The 18,610-nt window shown below is 47.8% G+C and carries 13 protein-coding genes and 1 pseudogene; 5 read left to right on the forward strand and 9 right to left on the reverse strand.

Going from position 1 to position 18,610, the window contains the following annotated elements; genetic code table 11:
- A pseudogene (locus ABUA47_RS00855) lies at nucleotides 1-456 on the forward strand (endonuclease/exonuclease/phosphatase family protein); the annotation flags it as partial.
- A 282-nt stretch (nucleotides 457-738) separates the two neighbouring features.
- On the forward strand, nucleotides 739-1,749 hold the full coding sequence (locus ABUA47_RS00860; RefSeq protein ID WP_005826798.1) for a class II fructose-bisphosphate aldolase: 1,011 nt from the start codon (nucleotides 739-741) through the stop codon (nucleotides 1,747-1,749).
- A 447-nt stretch (nucleotides 1,750-2,196) separates the two neighbouring features.
- Here the strand turns inward: ABUA47_RS00860 and ABUA47_RS00865 are convergent, their stop codons facing one another.
- The 7 genes from ABUA47_RS00865 to mce all read right to left on the reverse strand — a co-directional run bounded on the left by ABUA47_RS00865 (nucleotide 2,197) and on the right by mce (nucleotide 10,295).
- Nucleotides 2,197-4,047, reverse strand: a complete 1,851-nt coding sequence (locus tag ABUA47_RS00865) for a glycoside hydrolase family 13 protein (protein ID WP_035449407.1) — start codon at nucleotides 4,045-4,047, stop codon at nucleotides 2,197-2,199.
- 110 nt (nucleotides 4,048-4,157) lie between these two features.
- Nucleotides 4,158-5,510 (reverse strand): tetratricopeptide repeat protein, encoded by a 1,353-nt coding sequence (locus ABUA47_RS00870; RefSeq protein ID WP_035449406.1) that lies wholly within the window; start codon nucleotides 5,508-5,510, stop codon nucleotides 4,158-4,160.
- Nucleotides 5,511-5,682: 172 nt separating this feature from the next.
- Nucleotides 5,683-6,843 carry a sodium ion-translocating decarboxylase subunit beta gene (locus ABUA47_RS00875; RefSeq protein WP_005826789.1) on the reverse strand — a complete coding sequence of 387 codons (1,161 nt, stop codon included), beginning with the start codon at nucleotides 6,841-6,843 and terminating at the stop codon, nucleotides 5,683-5,685.
- Nucleotide 6,844: 1 nt separating this feature from the next.
- A complete protein-coding gene (locus tag ABUA47_RS00880; protein ID WP_005826788.1) occupies nucleotides 6,845-7,279 on the reverse strand; it encodes a biotin/lipoyl-containing protein in 435 nt (144 codons plus the stop codon).
- A 23-nt stretch (nucleotides 7,280-7,302) separates the two neighbouring features.
- Complete coding sequence (locus ABUA47_RS00885) at nucleotides 7,303-8,235, reverse strand: OadG family transporter subunit (RefSeq protein WP_005835954.1); 933 nt, start codon at nucleotides 8,233-8,235, stop codon at nucleotides 7,303-7,305.
- 31 nt (nucleotides 8,236-8,266) lie between these two features.
- Nucleotides 8,267-9,820, reverse strand: coding sequence for an acyl-CoA carboxylase subunit beta (locus ABUA47_RS00890; RefSeq protein ID WP_005826784.1), 1,554 nt, complete (start codon nucleotides 9,818-9,820; stop codon nucleotides 8,267-8,269).
- A 58-nt stretch (nucleotides 9,821-9,878) separates the two neighbouring features.
- Nucleotides 9,879-10,295 carry a methylmalonyl-CoA epimerase gene (gene mce / locus ABUA47_RS00895; protein WP_009036790.1) on the reverse strand — a complete coding sequence of 139 codons (417 nt, stop codon included), beginning with the start codon at nucleotides 10,293-10,295 and terminating at the stop codon, nucleotides 9,879-9,881.
- A 289-nt stretch (nucleotides 10,296-10,584) separates the two neighbouring features.
- On the opposite strand from mce, the gene ABUA47_RS00900 reads away from it, so the two are divergent.
- The 3 genes from ABUA47_RS00900 (at nucleotide 10,585) to ABUA47_RS00910 (ending at nucleotide 14,881) form a co-directional block, all read left to right on the forward strand.
- A complete protein-coding gene (locus ABUA47_RS00900) occupies nucleotides 10,585-12,072 on the forward strand; it encodes a TolC family protein (RefSeq protein WP_005826781.1) in 1,488 nt (495 codons plus the stop codon).
- Between the two features lie 143 nt (nucleotides 12,073-12,215).
- Entirely contained in the window at nucleotides 12,216-13,577 is a 1,362-nt protein-coding gene (locus tag ABUA47_RS00905) for a sigma-54-dependent transcriptional regulator (RefSeq protein WP_035449405.1), read from the forward strand.
- Nucleotides 13,568-14,881 carry a sensor histidine kinase gene (locus ABUA47_RS00910; RefSeq protein ID WP_005826777.1) on the forward strand — a complete coding sequence of 438 codons (1,314 nt, stop codon included), beginning with the start codon at nucleotides 13,568-13,570 and terminating at the stop codon, nucleotides 14,879-14,881. The genes ABUA47_RS00905 and ABUA47_RS00910 overlap by 10 nt, the downstream gene beginning before the upstream one ends.
- Nucleotides 14,882-14,907: 26 nt before the next feature.
- Here the strand turns inward: ABUA47_RS00910 and aspD are convergent, their stop codons facing one another.
- Together aspD and aspT are read right to left on the reverse strand one after the other, a co-directional pair.
- A complete protein-coding gene (gene aspD, locus ABUA47_RS00915; RefSeq protein WP_009036793.1) occupies nucleotides 14,908-16,527 on the reverse strand; it encodes an aspartate 4-decarboxylase in 1,620 nt (539 codons plus the stop codon).
- Between the two features lie 276 nt (nucleotides 16,528-16,803).
- Nucleotides 16,804-18,498, reverse strand: a complete 1,695-nt coding sequence (gene aspT / locus ABUA47_RS00920) for an aspartate-alanine antiporter (protein ID WP_005826770.1) — start codon at nucleotides 18,496-18,498, stop codon at nucleotides 16,804-16,806.
- Between the last annotated feature and the right edge of the window lie 112 nt (nucleotides 18,499-18,610).

Genomic DNA, 18,610 nt, shown 5'->3' on the forward strand with positions numbered 1-18,610 from the left:
GCAAAGTCACCGGTGCGTGTGCATGCAGCCAGGCAGGTAAAGGCCTTGAAGGACTCTCTGATGCGTAGCGACAAGAAGCTGAAACTCATCGTGATGGGGGATATGAATGACGACCCGATGGATGAAAGCATGGAGGTGCTGGGTGCACGCAAATATCCGAAGCAGGTGAAGAAAGGCGAATTCTACAATCCCTGGTGGGAGACACTGGAAGACAAGGGAGTGGGGACATTGCTCTATCGGGGCAAGTGGAACTTGTTTGACCAGATTGTCATTTCGAAACCGTTGCTGAAGGCTAAGAAAGGGTTGCGCTATGATCACAATGAAGTTTTCATCCGCGATTATCTGATTCAGCAGGATGGCAAATACAAAGGTTCCCCCTTGCGTACGCATGGGGGCAGGACTTGGCTGAACGGTTACAGTGACCATTTGCCGACCATCATCTATCTGAAAAATTAGTATTACATAATAATGTGTAAACAGATGCCGGAGAGCAAACATGTTCTCCGGCTTTTTTGTTGATAGAAGTATAGATGGCAAAAGTATGGCTGGCAGAGATAAATGCAAAGAGTTTGTAATATAGAGATTACAATAATCTGTTAAATGAAGCCAATAGCTTTAAAATAGAATGGATTTGGTAGGATGAGCCGGATATTTTATTCCCGTCAAGTTCTTTACTTTAAAGGATAATGATTACTTTTGCGTAGAATTTTAATTCACTAACAATAAAATTTAAACAAAATGGTTAATTACAAAGATTTAGGACTGGTAAACACAAGAGAGATGTTTGCTAAGGCTATCAAAGGTGGATATGCTATTCCGGCATTCAACTTCAACAATATGGAACAGATGCAGGCTATCATCAAGGCTGCAGTTGAAACAAAGTCTCCGGTTATTCTTCAGGTATCTAAGGGTGCCCGTCAGTATGCCAACGCTACGCTGTTGCGTTACATGGCTCAGGGTGCTGTTGAGTACGCTAAGGAATTGGGTTGCAAACATCCTGAAATTGTTCTTCACCTTGACCACGGAGATACATTCGAAACTTGCAAGAGCTGTATCGACTCCGGTTTCTCTTCAGTAATGATTGACGGTTCACACCTTCCGTACGAAGAAAACGTTGCACTGACTAAGAAGGTAGTTGACTATGCCCATCAGTTCGACGTAACTGTAGAAGGCGAACTCGGTGTATTGGCCGGTGTAGAAGATGAAGTTTCTGCAGAACACCATACATATACTAATCCTGAAGAAGTTATTGACTTCGCTACCCGTACAGGTTGCGATTCACTGGCTATCTCAATCGGTACTTCTCATGGTGCATACAAGTTCAAACCCGAACAATGCCACGTTGACCCTGCTACCGGTCGTCTGGTTCCTCCTCCTTTGGAATTTGCCGTTCTGGATGCTGTAATGGAGAAACTTCCGGGATTCCCCATCGTTCTTCACGGTTCTTCTTCAGTTCCTCAGGAAGAAGTTGATACTATCAACAAGTATGGTGGTAAGCTGGAAGCTGCTATCGGTATCCCCGAAGAGCAGTTGCGTAAGGCTGCCAAGTCTGCTGTTTGCAAAATCAACATCGACTCTGACTCACGTCTGGCTATGACAGCTGCTATCCGCAAGACATTTGCTGAAAAACCGGCAGAATTCGACCCGCGTAAGTATCTGGGTCCGGCTCGTGACAATATGGAAAAACTGTACAAGCATAAAATCATCAACGTGCTTGGTTCAGAGAACAAATTGGCTCAACTGGACTAATCGAAAGATAATCCGAATATAGCGTCAGCCCTTGCAATATTGATGTTGCAAGGGCTGACTTGTTGTATATAGGCCGGTGTTGTGGGATGGTTAAGTTCGCCGCTTATTTCAGAAGCGGATGTTTCAACGTGTACAACAGTCTGTTTCCTTTAACAAAACAGTCTGTTTCCCTTAACTGAACAGTTTGTTTCAATAAAGAGAACACTTCGTTCCAATATGCAAAAACACTTCGTTCCAATACGTAAGAACACTTTGTTTCTCTATACTGGAACAAAGTGTTCACCGTTATGAACTAACAGATTAGCTGTATTTGAGGCCGGTGAAAGGCATATCTCCGTGACACCTGTTCCATACTAAAAATCCCTTGCAGATAGCTGGCAGGCGAGGTGTCTGCAAGCTATCTGCAAGGGAGATTTGCAAGAATGAGCTCTCTGTGTGGAGTACGCGTTATAATTCTATCACTAATGATTCTCTGGGGCCCATCTTCAGCTCTTCACCGAAGGTGATGGCCTTGCCGCTAAGAATATCTTTTCCCTGCTTGCTGTTTTTCAGGATTTCCTTGTAGAATTTCAAAGGAACGGTGGTCTCTGCATCTGTACCGTTCAGCATCACGAATACCGTCTTGCCTTCGTACTGGCGTGCGTAGGCATAAACACCATTCTGTACCATGAACTGCACCATGTTGCCTTTGGCAATCACATCGTTTCCTTTGCGCCAGTTCAGGATGGTCTTGTAGAAGTCGTAGCACTCGTTCTGTATCTTGGTACGTCCGGCTGGGGTCAGTGCGTTTGTTGCGTCACCGGTCCATCCGCCGGGGAAGTCCTTGCGGACATAGCCGTCGCTCTTGCTCTTCACGCCATTCATCATGACTTCCGTTCCGTAGTAGAGTTGCGGAATGCGGCGGGTGGTAAGCAGCAGGGTAGAGGCTTGCTTCAGCATCGGAAGGTTGTCGCCTTCGCCCAGGAAGCGGTCGGTGTCGTGGTTTTCGATGAATGCCAGTACGGAAGCGGGGTTGGGGTAGAGGAAGTCGTATACGAAGTTATTGTATATGCGGTCCAGTCCCTTGAACCAAGTTTCGGTCTGTTCATTCTTGGCGGTGTTTATCTTGTCAAAGAAGCTGAAGTCCATAACGGTCTTGAGGTTACTGTTCTTGGGGGCTGATAGCTTGGAATCCTTCTGCCACCAGGCGGTGTAGGCGGGTTCGGTAACCCAGGTCTCGCCCACGGTGTTGTAGTTGGGATATTCTTCGTTGAGCTCTTTCATCCAGTTGCTCATGGCATCATAGTCGGCATACGGGTAAGTGTCCATGCGGATGCCGTCGATGTTGGCGAATTCAATCCACCAGAAACTGTTCTGTACCAGGTAGCGGTAAACGTGAGGGTTCTTCTGGTTGAGGTCGGGCATGGAAGGTACGAACCAGCCGTCGTTCATCTGGTCGGCATCGTACTGGGAAGTATAAGGGTCTACGTGCGGGGTCAGTTTGAAGGAAGTCTGCACGAAGTTGTTTTCGTGGTCGGGGTTGTTGAACCAGTCTTTGGAGGGCATGTCCTTAATCCATACATGCTCTACGCCGCAGTGGTTGAAAATCATGTCCATTACGATTTTGATGCCGCGTGCATGGGCTTTTTCAATCAGTTGCTTGTATTCTTCGTTGGTACCGAAGCGCGGGTCTACCTTGTAGTAGTCTGTGGTGGCATAGCCGTGATAGGAACCGCCGGTCATGTTGTTTTCCAGTACCGGAGTAAACCAGAGGGCTGTGACGCCGAGGTCGGAGAAGTAGTCCAGGTGTTGTTCGATGCCGGCAAGGTCACCGCCGTGGCGTGCATTGGGGTCATTGCGGTCTATCTTGTACTCGGCCATGCCCGCAATCTGGTCATTGTCCGGATTGCCATTGGCAAAGCGGTCGGGCATCAGCAGGTACAGTGCGTCGGAGGCGTCGAAACCTTTATGTTCGCAACCTTTCTTGTTGCGTGCCTTCAGTTCATATTCCTTTACGAGTTTCTTTTTTCCTTCAGTGAAGGTGAGGTTGAATTTGCCGGGTTTTACATCCTTGTCCAGTTTCAGATAGACCAGGAGGTAGTTGTTGCTTTCCAGCTTGACGGTGCTGCTCAATGAGACGCCGGGATAATTGACGGATACTGCCGCGTTGCCGATGCCTTCGCCATAGACCATCAGCTGGAGTTCCGGGTTCTGCATGCCGGTGTACCAAAACGGAGGGTCGATTTTGTTCACATTCATAGCTGCATACGTACTGAGGGAGAGTAAGAGTGTTCCCAAGATTAAGAATACTTTTTTCATGATAGTAACTTTACGGTTAATTTTTGCGCTAATTTAAAACAAATAACGGAGAAAGTTAATCTTTCTCCGTTACTGTACCTTATTATATTATGCAAACGTTTTCATTGGGGCTATTTGATGGGGGTTACGCTGGCGGTATCGACCTTTCCCTTGAAGAAGTCCTCTTTCTTGCGCTTTTCTCTGATGTCCTTCAGCCAGTTTTCGGCGGCATTGTATCGGTTGTCTTCTCCGATGATGGGAACTCCGTCTGCATCTACTTCCTGCACTTTGTCCTTGCTGTTTTTCGGACGGGTTTTCAGGTAGGCCGTTAGGTATCTCTCTGCTTTGGACACATCTTTCAGATAGTAATAATAGACAAAGGCTGCGTCGTAGAGCAGTTTGTGTTTCTGTCGGTCGTATTTTTCGTATTGTGTCAGAAGGGTATTCGCCTGGTCGGTGTATTGAAATGCCATCTTGTAGCAGTCCGCAAGCCCCACATATAGGCGGGACATGACACTGTCGCTGGGCATGGCGAGGCTTACGGCAGTTTCCAGATAAGTCACTCCATCCTCTTTCCATGATGTCTTGGAGCAGGCGCGTCCCAGATAATAGAGAACGTTGATGTTGGTATTGTCATCTTTAAGAGCCCTTTCCAGCAGGTCGTGTGCTGGGTAGAAGTCTTCGAGGGCATAATAGCTGATTCCGGCGTAGAAGCAGGTTTGGAAAGAACTGTCTTTTTCCTGTAACAGTTGTTCATATCTTTCTATTGCTTTGGGGTAATCTTTGTTCAGGCAATAGGCTTGGGCATTGATGCGGTTCACAAGGACGTTGGTGGAGTCTATGGAACGGTATTTCTCCGTTATGTTTATGGCGTCTTCATACTGGTGGCCTGCTACATAGATGTTGCCGAGTTTGGCAGCAGACAGGTAATCATTGGGATATCTTTTCTGTATGTCCAGGTAGGCATCTATCACATGCATGATTTCTGTGTTGTCATAGACTTGCCCCATACTTTCGGCTCTAAGGTGTAGTACATAGGCGGAACTGTCCCTTTCTGCCAGCAGGTTGCTTTCCTTTAGAGACTCACGGTATCTCTTCATGTTCATCAGCAGACTGATATACTGGATGCGTGCGTATTTATTGTCCGGATTTATGTGGAGCGCATTTTGGTAGTAATCCAGTGCCTCGCTATATTTGGCAAGTGATTTGCAGCATTCGGCAGCTTCAATGTATGCCCGGGGATTGAGAGAATCCTGAGCTACGACTTCCTGAAATACGCTCAGAGCTTCAAGGTTATTGCCCAGCCCTTTCAGCGCTTTCCCTTTTTGGTAGAGTAGGGGGACGGTCGGGGTTTCTTGATCGATCAGCATCAAGGCTGTTTCATAATCGTAGTTGGCCATCGCCTCTTGAATGGGGTTTGTGGTCTGTGCCGCCAGAAGTGAACAGCATGCACTGAAACATAAGGAGATAAAAAGCTTTCGCATACAGTATATCATTTATATGAGGTTAAACTGACTGCAAGTTACTAAAAAGAATGTATTTACGAAATAATCGTAATCTGTTTTAGATAAATTAACGAAAAAGCCCCTCCAAAAATGATGGAGGGGCTTTAAAATAGTTCGGAATTCAATCCGGATAATGGAATGAATAAATGTATTACATTAAGAATCCCAGCAGGATACCTGCTGCTACAGCGGAACCGATTACACCGGCAACGTTCGGGCCCATGGCATGCATCAGCAGATAGTTGGTAGGATCGTATTCCAGACCTACTACTTGGGAGATACGTGCAGAGTCGGGTACGGCAGATACACCGGCATTACCGATCAACGGATTAATCTTGTTGCCTTTCTTCAGGAAGAGGTTGAAAATCTTCACGAAGATGACACCGGATGCTGTGGCAATGACAAATGATAAGGCGCCCAGACCGAATATCTTGATTGAATCAAGGGTTAAGAACTCGGATGCTTGCGTAGAAGCACCTACTGTCAAACCAAGCAGAATAGTAATGGTATCAATCAGCGGACCACTGGCTGTGTTTGCCAGACGACGTGTAACTCCACTTTCTTTCAGTAAATTACCGAAGAACAGCATACCCAGCAAAGGCAGACCGGATGGTACAAGGAATGTGGTCAGTAACAAACCGATAATCGGGAACATTACTTTTTCCGTATGTGAAACCACACGGGGAGGTTTCATACGGATAAGACGTTCATTTTTACTGGTCAGCCAACGCATAATAGGCGGCTGTATCACCGGTACTAATGCCATATATGAATAGGCTGATACTGCAATGGCACCCATTAAGTTAGGAGCCAGTTTAGAAGAGAGGAAGATGGCAGTCGGACCATCGGCACCACCAATGATACCGATTGCACCAGCCTGCATCGGGTCAAATCCTATGGCAAGGGCAATCATATAAGCACCGAATATACCGAATTGGGCTGCTGCACCAACCAACATTAATTTGGGGTTCGATATCAAAGCAGAGAAATCCGTCATGGCACCGATACCCAGGAATATGAGTGGCGGGTACCAACCGGAGGTTACTCCCTGGTACAGAATATTAAGTACGGAACCTTCTTCATAGATACCGACTTTTAATCCGGCTTCCATATTGAAAGGTATATTACCAATCAGCATACCGAAACCGATAGGAATTAATAGCATCGGCTCAAATTCCTTGGCTACAGCCAAGTATATGAAAAACAAACCTACCAGAAGCATTACCACATGTCCTACCGTTGCATTGGCAAAACCTGTATAAGTCCAGAAGTCGGCAAGGTTGTTTCCTAAAAATGTGATAAATTCTCCCATATTATTCAATAATTACGAGGTCAGTACCTTCGAGAACAGAGTCCCCTTTGTTTACATTGATGGCTGTAATCTTACCGTCTTTATCAGCATTGATATTGTTTTCCATCTTCATGGCTTCCAAAATGATGATAACTTGTCCCTTCTTTACTGTATCGCCGACATTTACTTTGATATCGAGGATTACACCGGGAAGCGGAGATTTTACACCTGACTTGCCGGTAGAAGCAGCGGCCGGTTTTACTACCGGAGTAGCAGGAGCAGCAGGAGCGGATGTGGCTGCCGGACGTGCTACCGGTTTAACAACTACCTTCGGTGCTTTTTCCATTTCAACTTTGTAGGGAGTACCGTTCACTTCTACATGAGCGATGTTGTCTTCAATATCTCCAATGGCAACTTTATATACGTTACCGTTAATTTTATATTTATATTCTTTCATCGTTTTATTTTATTATGGGTGACTTACTTTTTGTGAGGAGTCTCACGCAACGTATAAATCTTTGAACTCCACGGTGAGTAACTGCGTTTTACACGGGTAATGGTAAGTATCGTGTCTTCCACATCGTGTACATCGCTTTGGAATTCGTGCATGGCCATTGAAATGGCAGCAAAAACTTCTCCCGGAACCTGCCCCAGTTGTTTCTCTTTTGCTTCTTGTTTATCAGTAATACCTTTAGCTTTCATGGCATTGCGTTTGCTGAGGTTAACTGATATTTTACCTATAATCTTGAAGGAGATGTAGAGTAATATCAGCCCGCAGAATACAACGCTCATGGCAGAAATAGCCATACCGATACCTACGCTGTCATGCTCTTCGAATTTTTCCATTTTGGCATTGCTGTCGATAGTCTTGTTGTTGGTACTCGGAGTGACATATTTATCTTCGCTTCCACCCTTTACTTCCCATTGGTCGGCTGCATCACTGACACGGGCATAGGATTGGTTGGCTTTTAAAGTACCGGCAGGCACTATGACTTGATCAAGCAATTTCTTGCCGGAATCATACAACCCAATCCAGTTGGCATTTGTGGCATCCAGTTTGAAGTTCGTATGAAATGTACCGCGTCTTGGTTCTCCATCAGCCCAGAAAAGTGCATGCTGACGTGGTTTTATGAGTGTCAGAACGTCACCTTTGGGAATGAAATAACTGGCAGTATCACCCGGCTGGCTGCTGAATTTCAGATAGCAACCTGCAAGGTCGGCGCTGCCGTATGATCTGTTGAATATTTCAATCCATGCGCTGTGCACACCGTAGTCATCCTGATAGTTGCTCTCGTTGTTGACCAGCACTTCATTCAGCAGCAGTTTGTTGTTCGATTTCTGTTCTTTGCAAGAAGAGCAAAAGCCCAACACCAGCATCAATGAAAGGAATATTCCGATTTTTGTTTTATTCATAATCGTTCTTGTTTTAGTGTGAAAAGCTTGATTACAAGGGAATATTACCATGCTTCTTAGCCGGGTTAGTCAATTTCTTGGTTTGCAACTGTTGCAGGGCACGAATGATGCGGAAACGTGTGTTACGCGGTTCGATAACATCATCAATGTAGCCATATTTAGCTGCATTATAAGGATTGGCAAACAACTTGGTGTATTCAGCCTCTTTTTCAGCCAGGAATTGAGCCGGATTTTCCTGCTCTTTGGCTTCGCGGGCATATAATACTTCTACAGCACCTGCACCACCCATTACAGCGATTTCAGCAGTAGGCCAAGCATAATTCATGTCGCCACGCAGCTGCTTACAGCTCATCACGATGTGCGAACCACCGTAGGATTTACGCAGTGTGATGGTAACCTTGGGTACAGTAGCTTCACCGTATGCATACAGCAGTTTGGCACCGTGCAGGATGACGCCGTTGTACTCCTGGCCGGTTCCCGGAAGGAATCCCGGTACGTCTACCAATGATACGATAGGAATATTGAAGGCGTCGCAGAAACGGACGAAGCGTGCGCCCTTGCGGGATGCGTTGCTGTCGAGCACACCTGCCAGATACTTCGGCTGGTTGGCAACAATACCTACGGACTGTCCGTTGAAACGTGCGAAACCAATAATGATATTCTTTGAATAATCTTTTTGGATTTCGAGGAACTCACCATTATCTATGATAGCACCAATTACCTCGTACATATCGTACGGCTTGTTCGGGTTATCAGGAATGATGTCGTTCAGGGAATCTTCCAGACGGTCGATAGGGTCTGTACAGTCTACATAGGGAGCTTCTTCCAGGTTGTTCTGGGGAATGTAGCTCAACAGTTTGCGGATAAGAGCCAAACCTTCTTCTTCTGTCTGTGCAGTAAAATGAGTAACACCAGATTTGGTGGAGTGAACGCTCGCGCCACCCAGGTTTTCCTGGCTTACGTCTTCTCCGGTTACAGTCTTTACTACCTTCGGACCGGTAAGGAACATGTAGGATGTACCTTCCATCATCAAAGTAAAGTCTGTCAAGGCAGGAGAGTAAACGGCGCCACCAGCACAAGGACCGAAAATACCGGAAATCTGCGGAATGACACCCGAAGCAAGTATGTTACGTTGGAAGATTTCAGCGTAGCCAGCCAAGGCATTAATACCTTCCTGAATACGTGCACCGCCCGAGTCGTTGATACCGATACACGGAGCACCCATTTTCATGGCTTGGTCCATAATCTTACAGATTTTCAGAGACATGGTTTCGGACAGTGAACCGGCAGAAACTGTGAAGTCCTGTGCGAAGATATAAACCAGACGGCCTTCGATTGTACCGCAACCGGTTACTACACCGTCACCGGGGTAGTGTTTCTTTTCCATGCCGAAGTTGGTGCATCTATGTTCTACGAACATGTCCATTTCTTCGAAACTGCCTTCGTCGAGAAGCATGGCTATGCGCTCGCGAGCTGTATATTTACCCTTCTCGTGTTGCTTTGCAATCGCTTTTTCACCACCACCGAGACGTGCTGCAGCGCGGCGGTCTATAAGCTCTTTAATCTTTTCAAGTTGATTACTCATGAATTTATATTCTTTAAGTGTTTATACAATTTATGATTTGATGATTTTACAGTCTTGCTTATTCCGGTTTCTCGCAAAGCTCGGTCAGGACACCGAGAGTTGACTTCGGATGCAGGAATGCAATGTTCAGACCTTCTGCACCTTTGCGGGGAGCTTTGTCTATAAGGCGGATACCTTTTTCTTCGACTTCGGCAAGCGCACCGGCCACTCCGTCTTCAACGGCAAATGCCAGATGATGCATGCCACCGTTACCGTTGTTCTTTTCGATGAACTTGGCAATTGTGCTTTCGGGAGAAGTAGGTTCCAACAATTCGATCTTTACATCGCCCACTTTCAGGAAAGCGGTTCTAACTTTCTGATCTTCCACGGTTTCGATGTTGTAGCATTTCAAACCTAAAACGTTTTCGTAGTACGGAAGGGCTTCTTCAATGCTCTTAACGGCAATGCCCAGATGCTCAATGTGTGAAATCTTCATAACTATATAAATTAATGTTAGTATTGTATCCTTTTTAATAAAGGTATAAAGCAGCACAAAGAAAGAGAATTCTTCCTTAATAAAGAAATTTTTCATCAATTAATTAATGGTTAATTGAACTTTAGAAGGATTTTTTCAGACTTTAGATAGAGACCGGTTGTTTTCTTGATATCGTCCGCTAACGGACATCCCCACTGTCCGAAAATGAACACTTACCCCTCTATGAAACCTTTCCGGCCACTTGGCACACTCTTTGCTTTTCTGTTTGCGACAATTTTAAAGATTGAACATGAAAAAGAATATTTTACTTGCAGTTTGTTTTTTGATGCCGTTGGCAACCATGGCGCAGAATGATACTTTGGGACATGAACGCAATATTACGCTGTCGGAGGCCATTGTACTGGCCCGTACGCAGTCTGTGGATGCTGCTGTGGCATTGAATGAATTGAAAACCGCGTATTGGGAATACCGTACATTCCGTGCGGACTTGTTGCCGGAAGTGAATTTCACCGGTACACTACCCAACTATAACAAGTCCTACAGTACCTACCAGAATTCCGACGGCTCCTATAGCTTTGTTCGCAACAATACACTGGGGCTGTCCGGACAGCTTTCGGTAGACCAGAACATTTGGTTTACGGGGGGTAAGCTGTCACTGACTTCTTCGCTGGATTATCTCAAACAACTGGGTTCCGGAGGAGCGAAGCAGTTCATGTCAGTCCCCGTGAGCCTGGAGTTGACGCAGCCGGTCTTCGGAGTGAATACCTTGAAGTGGAACCGCCGTATAGAGCCCGTACGCTATGCTGAGGCAAAGGCCGAGTTCATTTCAGCTACGGAAGAGGTGACGATGAAAACCATCACTTATTTCTTTGAGTTGCTGCTGGCCAAAGAATCGCTCGCTACCGCCATGCAGAACAAGACGAATGCCGACCGCCTTTATGAAGTGGCCATAGCCAAACGTAAAATGGGACAGATATCCGAGAATGATTTGTTGCAGCTTAAACTGAATTCATTGCAGGGCAAGGCCGACGTGACTGAGGCAGAGAGCAACCTGAATGCAAAAATGTTCCAGCTCCGTTCTTTCCTCGGGGTGTCCGAGCAGGAAAGCCTGAATCCGGTGTTGCCCGCCACTGTTCCCGATATAAAGATGGAGTATGACCGTGTGCTGAACAAGGCACTGGAACGCAACTCCTTTGCACAGAACATTCGCCGCCGCCAGCTCGAAGCTGATTATGAAGTGGCAACGGCACGCGGAAACTTGCGCAGCATCGACCTCTTTGCCAGTGTGGGCTATACGGGGCAGAACCATGAATTCTCTTCAGCCTACCGGGACTTGCTTGACAATCAGATTGTGCAGGTAGGCGTCAAGATTCCTATCCTTGACTGGGGCAAGCGCCGCGGCAAGGTAAGGGTGGCAAAGAGCAACCGTGAAGTGGTCTTGTCCAGAATCCGTCAGGAACAGATGGACTTTAATCAGGACATCTTTTTGCTGGTGGCTAACTTCAACAACCAGGCGCAACAGCTTGACATAGCCGAAGAGGCGGATGTCATTGCTGAGAAGCGTTACAAGACCAGTGTAGAGACCTTTATGATAGGTAAAATCAGCACCCTGGACCTGAACGATGCACAGAACTCTAAAGACGAAGCCCGTCAAAAGCATATTTCAGAGCTGTACTACTATTGGTATTACTTCTATCAGCTCCGCAGCTTGACCCTTTGGGATTTTGAACGCGATACGGAATTGGAAGCTGATTTTGAAGAGGTGGTAAGAGGATAAGTCGACGGGTTGCAAGTGATAAGTTATGAATTATTTGCCGGTAAAAGTACCGTATATGCGATATTATAGGTAAATAACTTATAACTTATCATTCATAACTCTGCTTTTTTACTTATTTTTGCGGGAAACAAACTACAATTTTTATGATACTGATAATAGACGACGATAGTGCTGTGCGCTCTTCCCTCAGCTTTATGCTGAAGCGTGCCGGATATGAGGTGAAAACGGCTCCGGGCCCTCGCGAAGCTATGGATATAGTTAGGGCCGAAGCACCCGTCTTGATTTTGATGGATATGAACTTCACTCTTTCCACTACCGGAGAAGAGGGACTTACCTTATTGAAGCAGGTAAAGGTGTTCCGTCCCGATGTGCCCGTTATTTTGATGACGGCATGGGGAAGTATCCAGCTTGCCGTGCAGGGTATGCAGGCCGGCGCATTCGATTTCATAACCAAGCCTTGGAACAATGCTGCTCTTTTGCAGCGCATCGAGACGGCCCTTGAGCTTACGGCAGCCCCGAAAGAGGTGCCGGAAGAACAGACTACCGCATTGAATCGCAGCCATATTATAGGCAAGTCCAAAGGACTGATGGACGTGCTGAATACAGTGGCCCGCATAGCCCGTACCAATGCTTCGGTGCTGATTACGGGCGAAAGCGGAACGGGCAAGGAGCTGATTGCCGAAGCCATCCATATCAACAGCCAACGCGTGAAGCAGCCCTTTGTCAAGGTGAACCTTGGTGGCATCTCGCAGAGCTTGTTCGAGAGCGAGATGTTCGGCCATAAGAAAGGGGCGTTTACCGATGCCAGCGCCGACCGTATAGGGCGTTTTGAAATGGCAAATAAAGGTACTATCTTCCTCGACGAGATTGGTGACCTCGACCCTTCCTGCCAGGTGAAACTGCTGCGCGTGCTTCAAGACCAGACATTCGAAGTGCTGGGCGATAGCCGTCCCCGCAAAGTCGATGTACGCGTTGTGTCCGCCACTAATGCAGACCTCCGCAAGATGGTGTCCGAACGTACTTTCCGTGAAGACCTTTTTTACCGTATCAACCTGATTACCGTAAAACTGCCCTCCTTGCGGGAGCGCCGTGAAGATATTCCTTTGCTGGCACGTCACTTTGCCGACCGTCAGGCAGTGGTGAACGGCTTGCCGCGTACGGATTTCTCGGCCGACGCTCTGAATTTCCTTTCCCGCCTGCCTTATCCGGGCAACATTCGTGAGTTGAAGAATCTGGTGGAGCGTACCATTTTGGTCAGCGGCAAGCCGGTGCTGGATGCCACGGATTTCGATGCCCAATATCTGCGTCACGACGAACCGGCCAAAGCTGCCGAAGGTACTTCTTTTGCAGGTATGACCTTGGATGAAATAGAGCGGCAGACTATCTTGCAGGCGTTGGAACAGCATAAAGGGAATCTCAGTCAAGTGGCAGTGTCATTAGGCATCAGCCGCGCTGCGCTTTACAGACGTTTGGAAAAATATAATATTCAAGTCCCGTGCGCATAAAATTCTTTTTCTTCATACTTGTCCTTTTTCTGCTCGGTCTGGGTGGAATGCTGGTATATCTGCTGAGTGGAAAGCCTTCTTTGTATCTGTACGTGTTGGAGGGGCTCATCGGGTTTATCCTTATCTATCTGATAGTATTCTATAATAAGATAGTGAAGCCGATGAACACCATAGGCAGCGGTATGGAGTTGCTGCGCGAGCAGGATTTCAGTAGTCGTCTCAGCCGGGTAGGGCAGTACGAAGCAGACCGCATTGTGAATATCTTTAACCGAATGATGGAGCAGCTCAAGAATGAACGGTTGCGCATGCGCGAGCAGAATCACTTCTTGGATTTGCTGATTCAGGCATCTCCAATGGGGGTTATTATCCTGACAATGGACGATGAAGTGTCGCAACTGAATCCGATGGCGGTAAAGATGCTCGGTGTCCGTATGGAGGAGGCGATGGCAAAGCGGCTGGACCAGATGGACTCCCCGTTGGCTGCCGAACTTTCGTCCATTCCCAAAGACGAGACGGCAGTGGTCCGTCTCAATGACGCGAATATTTATAAATGCACCCATTCTTCTTTTATTGACAGAGGGTTCAAACATCCTTTTTTCTTGATAGAGCGTATGACGGAAGAAGTGATGCGTGCCGAGAAACGTGCCTATGAAAAGGTAATCCGCATGATAGCTCATGAAGTGAACAATACCACTGCGGGCATCACTTCCACACTCGATACAGTGGAGCAGGCACTTTCTACAGAAGATGATATGGAGGACATCTGCGACGTGATGCGCGTTTGTACGGAGCGTTGTTTCTCGATGAGCCGTTTCATTACCCGTTTTGCAGATGTGGTAAAGATACCCGAACCTACCCTGGCACCCGTCCAGCTGAATGAGTTGGTGTCCATGTGCAAGCGTTTCATGGAAGGAATGTGCAATGACCGCAATATAGAGCTACGTCTGGAATGCGACCCGGAGGTGGGAATGGTGCGTATGGATGCTTCTCTTTTTGAGCAGGTGCTTGTGAATATCATCAAGAATGCTGCCGAAAGTATAGAGGGGGATGCCGGAGAAAACGGACAGCAAGGTGAGATAATAGTAAGGACCACTGCCCCCGCTTCTGTCGAAGTCGTTGACAATGGTCCGGGGATAAGTAAAGAGACCGAAGCTAAACTCTTCAGTCCCTTCTTTTCCACCAAGCCGAACGGGCAGGGAATTGGCCTGGTGTTTATCCGGGAAGTTTTGAGCCGTCATGGTTGCACGTTCTCCCTACGTACCTACAACGATGGATTGACCCGCTTCCGTATACTATTTAATTGAAATTTGAAAGTTTTACCTTTCACCTTTCAATTTCTGCTTTTAAAGAATTCTTTTGCATATTCGTCCAATATCCTTTTAATGCCTTGGCCGATGGTCGCATAGTCTTTCTCGTCCAGATTGGCGAGTGAGGCGCGCACGCTCCATTCGGGGCCGTCAAAACCACCGCCGTTCAGCAGCACCAGAGAGGTTTCTTTGGCAAGGCGGAAGACTACGTTCAGCGGGCTGTAGGTACGTTTCAGATATTCTACAAAGTCGTCCCCATAGAACTTCTTTGCCCAAACCAGCATGTCGATTTCTGTATAATAACCTACACGCAACGGGTCTTCCGTCAGCGTGAAACCGGTATTCTCCCAAAGGGCATGCAATCGGCGGCGGATAATCTCCTGCATCTTTTGCTTGTATTTGTTTTCCTTGTCCAGCAGGGCAAAGGCGGCGAAAAGGCCCATCTGCATCTGTTGTGGCAATGACAGTCCGGCGGTATGGTTCAGTGCCACCTGGCGACTGTCGGCAACCATACGGTCGATAAACTTCAGTTTTTCAGGTTCCAGAGTGAGGGTGGAGTAGCGGCGGTGCAGAATCTCCCGTTTCTCTTTCGGCAGTTTGGCTATCAGCTTGTCGAACAGATTGAATTCGTGCAGGGCGATGACCGCATTGCGCCATCCGGTGGCACCGAAGTATTTGGAGAATGAATAGACGCAAAGCGTATTGTAGGGAATTTCTGCCATGAACGAACGGAAGTGCGGACTGAATGTACCGTATACGTCGTCTGTAATAATCATCAGATTAGGGTTGTCATTTCTGACGATACTCACGATGCGCGCCATTGTATCCGGACTGAGTGTGTAGCTGGGCGGATTACTGGGATTGGTGACAAAGAGGGCCTTGATTTTAGGGCTTTTCAAGCGGTCTATGTCTTCGTCGCTGTACTGCCAGAGGTGCATCCCTTCGTTATTCATGCGGTTGGCATGTATTTTGGTCACTCGAAACTGGTAGCGGCTGAGTTGTGGGATTTCAATATAGGGGGTAAAGGCAGGAACCATGAGGACGATGCCGTCCCCTTTGTTCAGCAGGAAGTTTTCCTGCAGGGAGTCGAAGATGTAGCACATGGCGGCTGTTCCACCTTCGGTGGCAAACAGGTCATAGGCACCCCGGGGAGGACGGTTGTCGCACATCTCTTGCGAAAGGTAATCTTGCACAAGGATTTCCGTAAAATGAAGGATGCGGTCGGGCACGGGATACTGGTCGCCTACAATGCTTTCGGCCCATTCGTGTACAAGGCTGTCGGGGTCGGCGGCATGCTGCATCAGCAGGTAGTTGTAGGTTTGTTCCAGCAATTTGGCGCCCGGTACGTTATTGTTCTTTTTCAGGAAGGCTTCGAAGCGAGAGGCAATGCCTTTTTTTTCGGGGATGCCTGCAATTCCCTCGGGCAAATCCATGATGCGGCGGCACTCTTCCAGGCCGAAGCTTCCCAACAGGAAGAAGGCTTCGCGTGGAGCGGTTGCAATCCAGTTGGGGTTGCCGCGCCCTGCGTTCAGCATGGTACGGGCGGTTTTCTTCAGACTCTCGTCTGCCATGTCTATCAGGCGGTTCTTCAGTTCGAAAGGACTGATAGATTCCATTTTCTTTTCTAAAAGTTTTGTATCCATAAGCTCAAGTTTAGGTTCGTTATTTATTGTTTTCAGTCATTCGGCGAATAATCTCTGTTCATGCGGTATACTATTTCTTTCCTTGCTTGAAATTAATCGTCCGATATATGTTTCCTTTTCGTCCGACAGTTGTTGAATCATCGTCCGACAACTGTTGAATTATCGTCCGACAGCTGTCGGACGAATAGCTATTAGTGAATGGGTATATAGTCGCTTGCATTTCCGGCAATAATTCTTTGAATGCTCCGGATTAGTAAGCATTGGTACAGAATCGTCTTATATTAGCAAAACGATGACTACACCCCATATTATTAATAAGGTATTGCCCACGGCATAGGTCACGGTGTATCCCAGAGCAGGTGTCTCACTCTCAACGGCATCCTGCACCGCGCCTAAAGCGGCCGTAGTGGTACGTGCCCCCGCGCAGACGCCCAAAGCCAGTGCCGGATGGAACTTGAAAACATACCTTGCCAGCAGCAAGCCGATAATCAGCGGCAGGGTGGTGGCGGCTGCTCCCACCAGAAACAGGCTGATACCTACGTCGTGGAAGCCCTGCACGAAACTGGGACCTGCCGAAATGCCCACTACCGCAATGAACATGTTCAGACCGACATTGTTCAACACCCATTGTGAAGGTTCGGGAATGCGCCCGAAGGTGGGGTGCTTACTGCGGAGCCAGCCGAAGAACAAGCCCGCAATCAATGCGCCGCCGCTTGTGCTCAAGCTGATGGGGATGCCGCCGATATGGACGGAAAGTGCTCCGAACAAACCTCCGACAAGGATACCAAGGCCTACGAATATCATATCCGTCTGGTTGGTAGGGCGGTCTATATACCCCAGACGTTTGGCTGCTGCTTCCACTTCCTGCCTGGTACCTACCACTTCGATGACGTCGCCGGCATCTACTACCGTTTGTGCCAGCACGGGAATGGATATTCCGGCGCGCTTGATGCTCCGGATACTGACACCGTGCATGAACTTTTCCCTTCGGATAACTGCAACCGTCTTGCCGGCAACCGTCTTGCGTGTGATTGTAACCGGTAACTTTTCGGCAGGAAAATCCAGGAGCTGGGCATCTTGTACTTCCGGCCCTATCCAGCTTTCTTCGCCTATGATGTATTCGCGGCGTCCGCTTAGCACTACTTCGTCTCCCGGCTCTATCTGTATGTTCATGCTGACTTCCACCACAACTCCGGATTTGCGGAGGCGTTCCACAAATAGACGTTTGTCGTGCTGCCGGAAGTAGACTTCCAGGTCAATCACCCGCTTTCCATTCTTGAACCATTCGTTTTCGACCCGGTAGGCACGGAAAGTGACGGGGCGTGCCGCCGGCATGAATCCCGGTTCGTCAGCCAGAGAGCTGCCCATTTTCGCCTCCAGCTCCTTGCAGGCGGCTTTCACCTTTTCCAGCCCGCCCAGCATCTTGGGACCGATGGATGATAGGACCCATGCCGAGCCTGCCGTACCGAAAATGTAGGTGACGGCGTAGGATACGGGAATGATGTTGACGTAACTTTGTCGTTGGGCCTCGTCCAGTCCCATATTGGCCATGGTGTCTTCTGCCACTCCGATGACGGCGGAGATGGTTTGCGAACCGGCCAGCAGTCCGGCAGCTTCACCGGCATTGTAGCCCATCATCAGGGCCAGCAGCCAGGTCACTAACAGTACGGATACACACATCAGTACGGCAAAGCCCACTTGGGGCAATCCGTCCTTTTTCAGTCCGCGGAAGAACTGGGGACCCACTTTATAGCCCACGGCAAAAAGGAAAAGCAGAAAAAATACCGACTTTATCGGACCCGGTACGGCTATATTCAGTTGCCCTACCAGTACGCCTACAAGCAGTACACTGGTCACTGTGCCCAGCGTAAACTTACCGATACGCAGTTTCCCCAGCCAGAATCCCAGGAATATAGTGAGGAAAATGGCAAGTTCGGGGCGTTCCCTGAGCTGGTTGAAAATCCATTCCATAATCAAGTTGTTTAGGTTATATATTGGTTGTTCCGATGCTTTCTGGAGCGTCGTTTCGCTATACAACGGCTTTTAACGGGAAGTGTTTTGTACAAAAGGAGTTTTTTAGAAC

Origin of the sequence: Bacteroides sp. RTP31139st1_H2_RTP31139_211217, assembly GCF_040227615.1 — a bacterium.
In the GTDB taxonomy this organism is placed as follows: domain Bacteria; phylum Bacteroidota; class Bacteroidia; order Bacteroidales; family Bacteroidaceae; genus Bacteroides; species Bacteroides uniformis.

Bases quoted from the DNA above. Each gene is read 5' to 3' on its own strand.
- ABUA47_RS00905 (WP_035449405.1), top strand. From the start codon at position 12,216: ATGATACTGATAATAGACGACGATAGTGCTGTGCGCTCTTCCCTCAGC.
- ABUA47_RS00880 (WP_005826788.1), bottom strand. From the start codon at position 7,279: ATGAAAGAATATAAATATAAAATTAACGGTAACGTATATAAAGTTGCC.
- ABUA47_RS00865 (WP_035449407.1), bottom strand. From the start codon at position 4,047: ATGAAAAAAGTATTCTTAATCTTGGGAACACTCTTACTCTCCCTCAGT.
- aspT (WP_005826770.1), bottom strand. From the start codon at position 18,498: ATGGAATGGATTTTCAACCAGCTCAGGGAACGCCCCGAACTTGCCATT.
- aspD (WP_009036793.1), bottom strand. From the start codon at position 16,527: ATGGATACAAAACTTTTAGAAAAGAAAATGGAATCTATCAGTCCTTTC.
- ABUA47_RS00875 (WP_005826789.1), bottom strand. From the start codon at position 6,843: ATGGGAGAATTTATCACATTTTTAGGAAACAACCTTGCCGACTTCTGG.
- ABUA47_RS00900 (WP_005826781.1), top strand. From the start codon at position 10,585: ATGAAAAAGAATATTTTACTTGCAGTTTGTTTTTTGATGCCGTTGGCA.
- ABUA47_RS00890 (WP_005826784.1), bottom strand. From the start codon at position 9,820: ATGAGTAATCAACTTGAAAAGATTAAAGAGCTTATAGACCGCCGCGCT.
- mce (WP_009036790.1), bottom strand. From the start codon at position 10,295: ATGAAGATTTCACACATTGAGCATCTGGGCATTGCCGTTAAGAGCATT.
- ABUA47_RS00885 (WP_005835954.1), bottom strand. From the start codon at position 8,235: ATGAATAAAACAAAAATCGGAATATTCCTTTCATTGATGCTGGTGTTG.
- ABUA47_RS00860 (WP_005826798.1), top strand. From the start codon at position 739: ATGGTTAATTACAAAGATTTAGGACTGGTAAACACAAGAGAGATGTTT.
- ABUA47_RS00870 (WP_035449406.1), bottom strand. From the start codon at position 5,510: ATGCGAAAGCTTTTTATCTCCTTATGTTTCAGTGCATGCTGTTCACTT.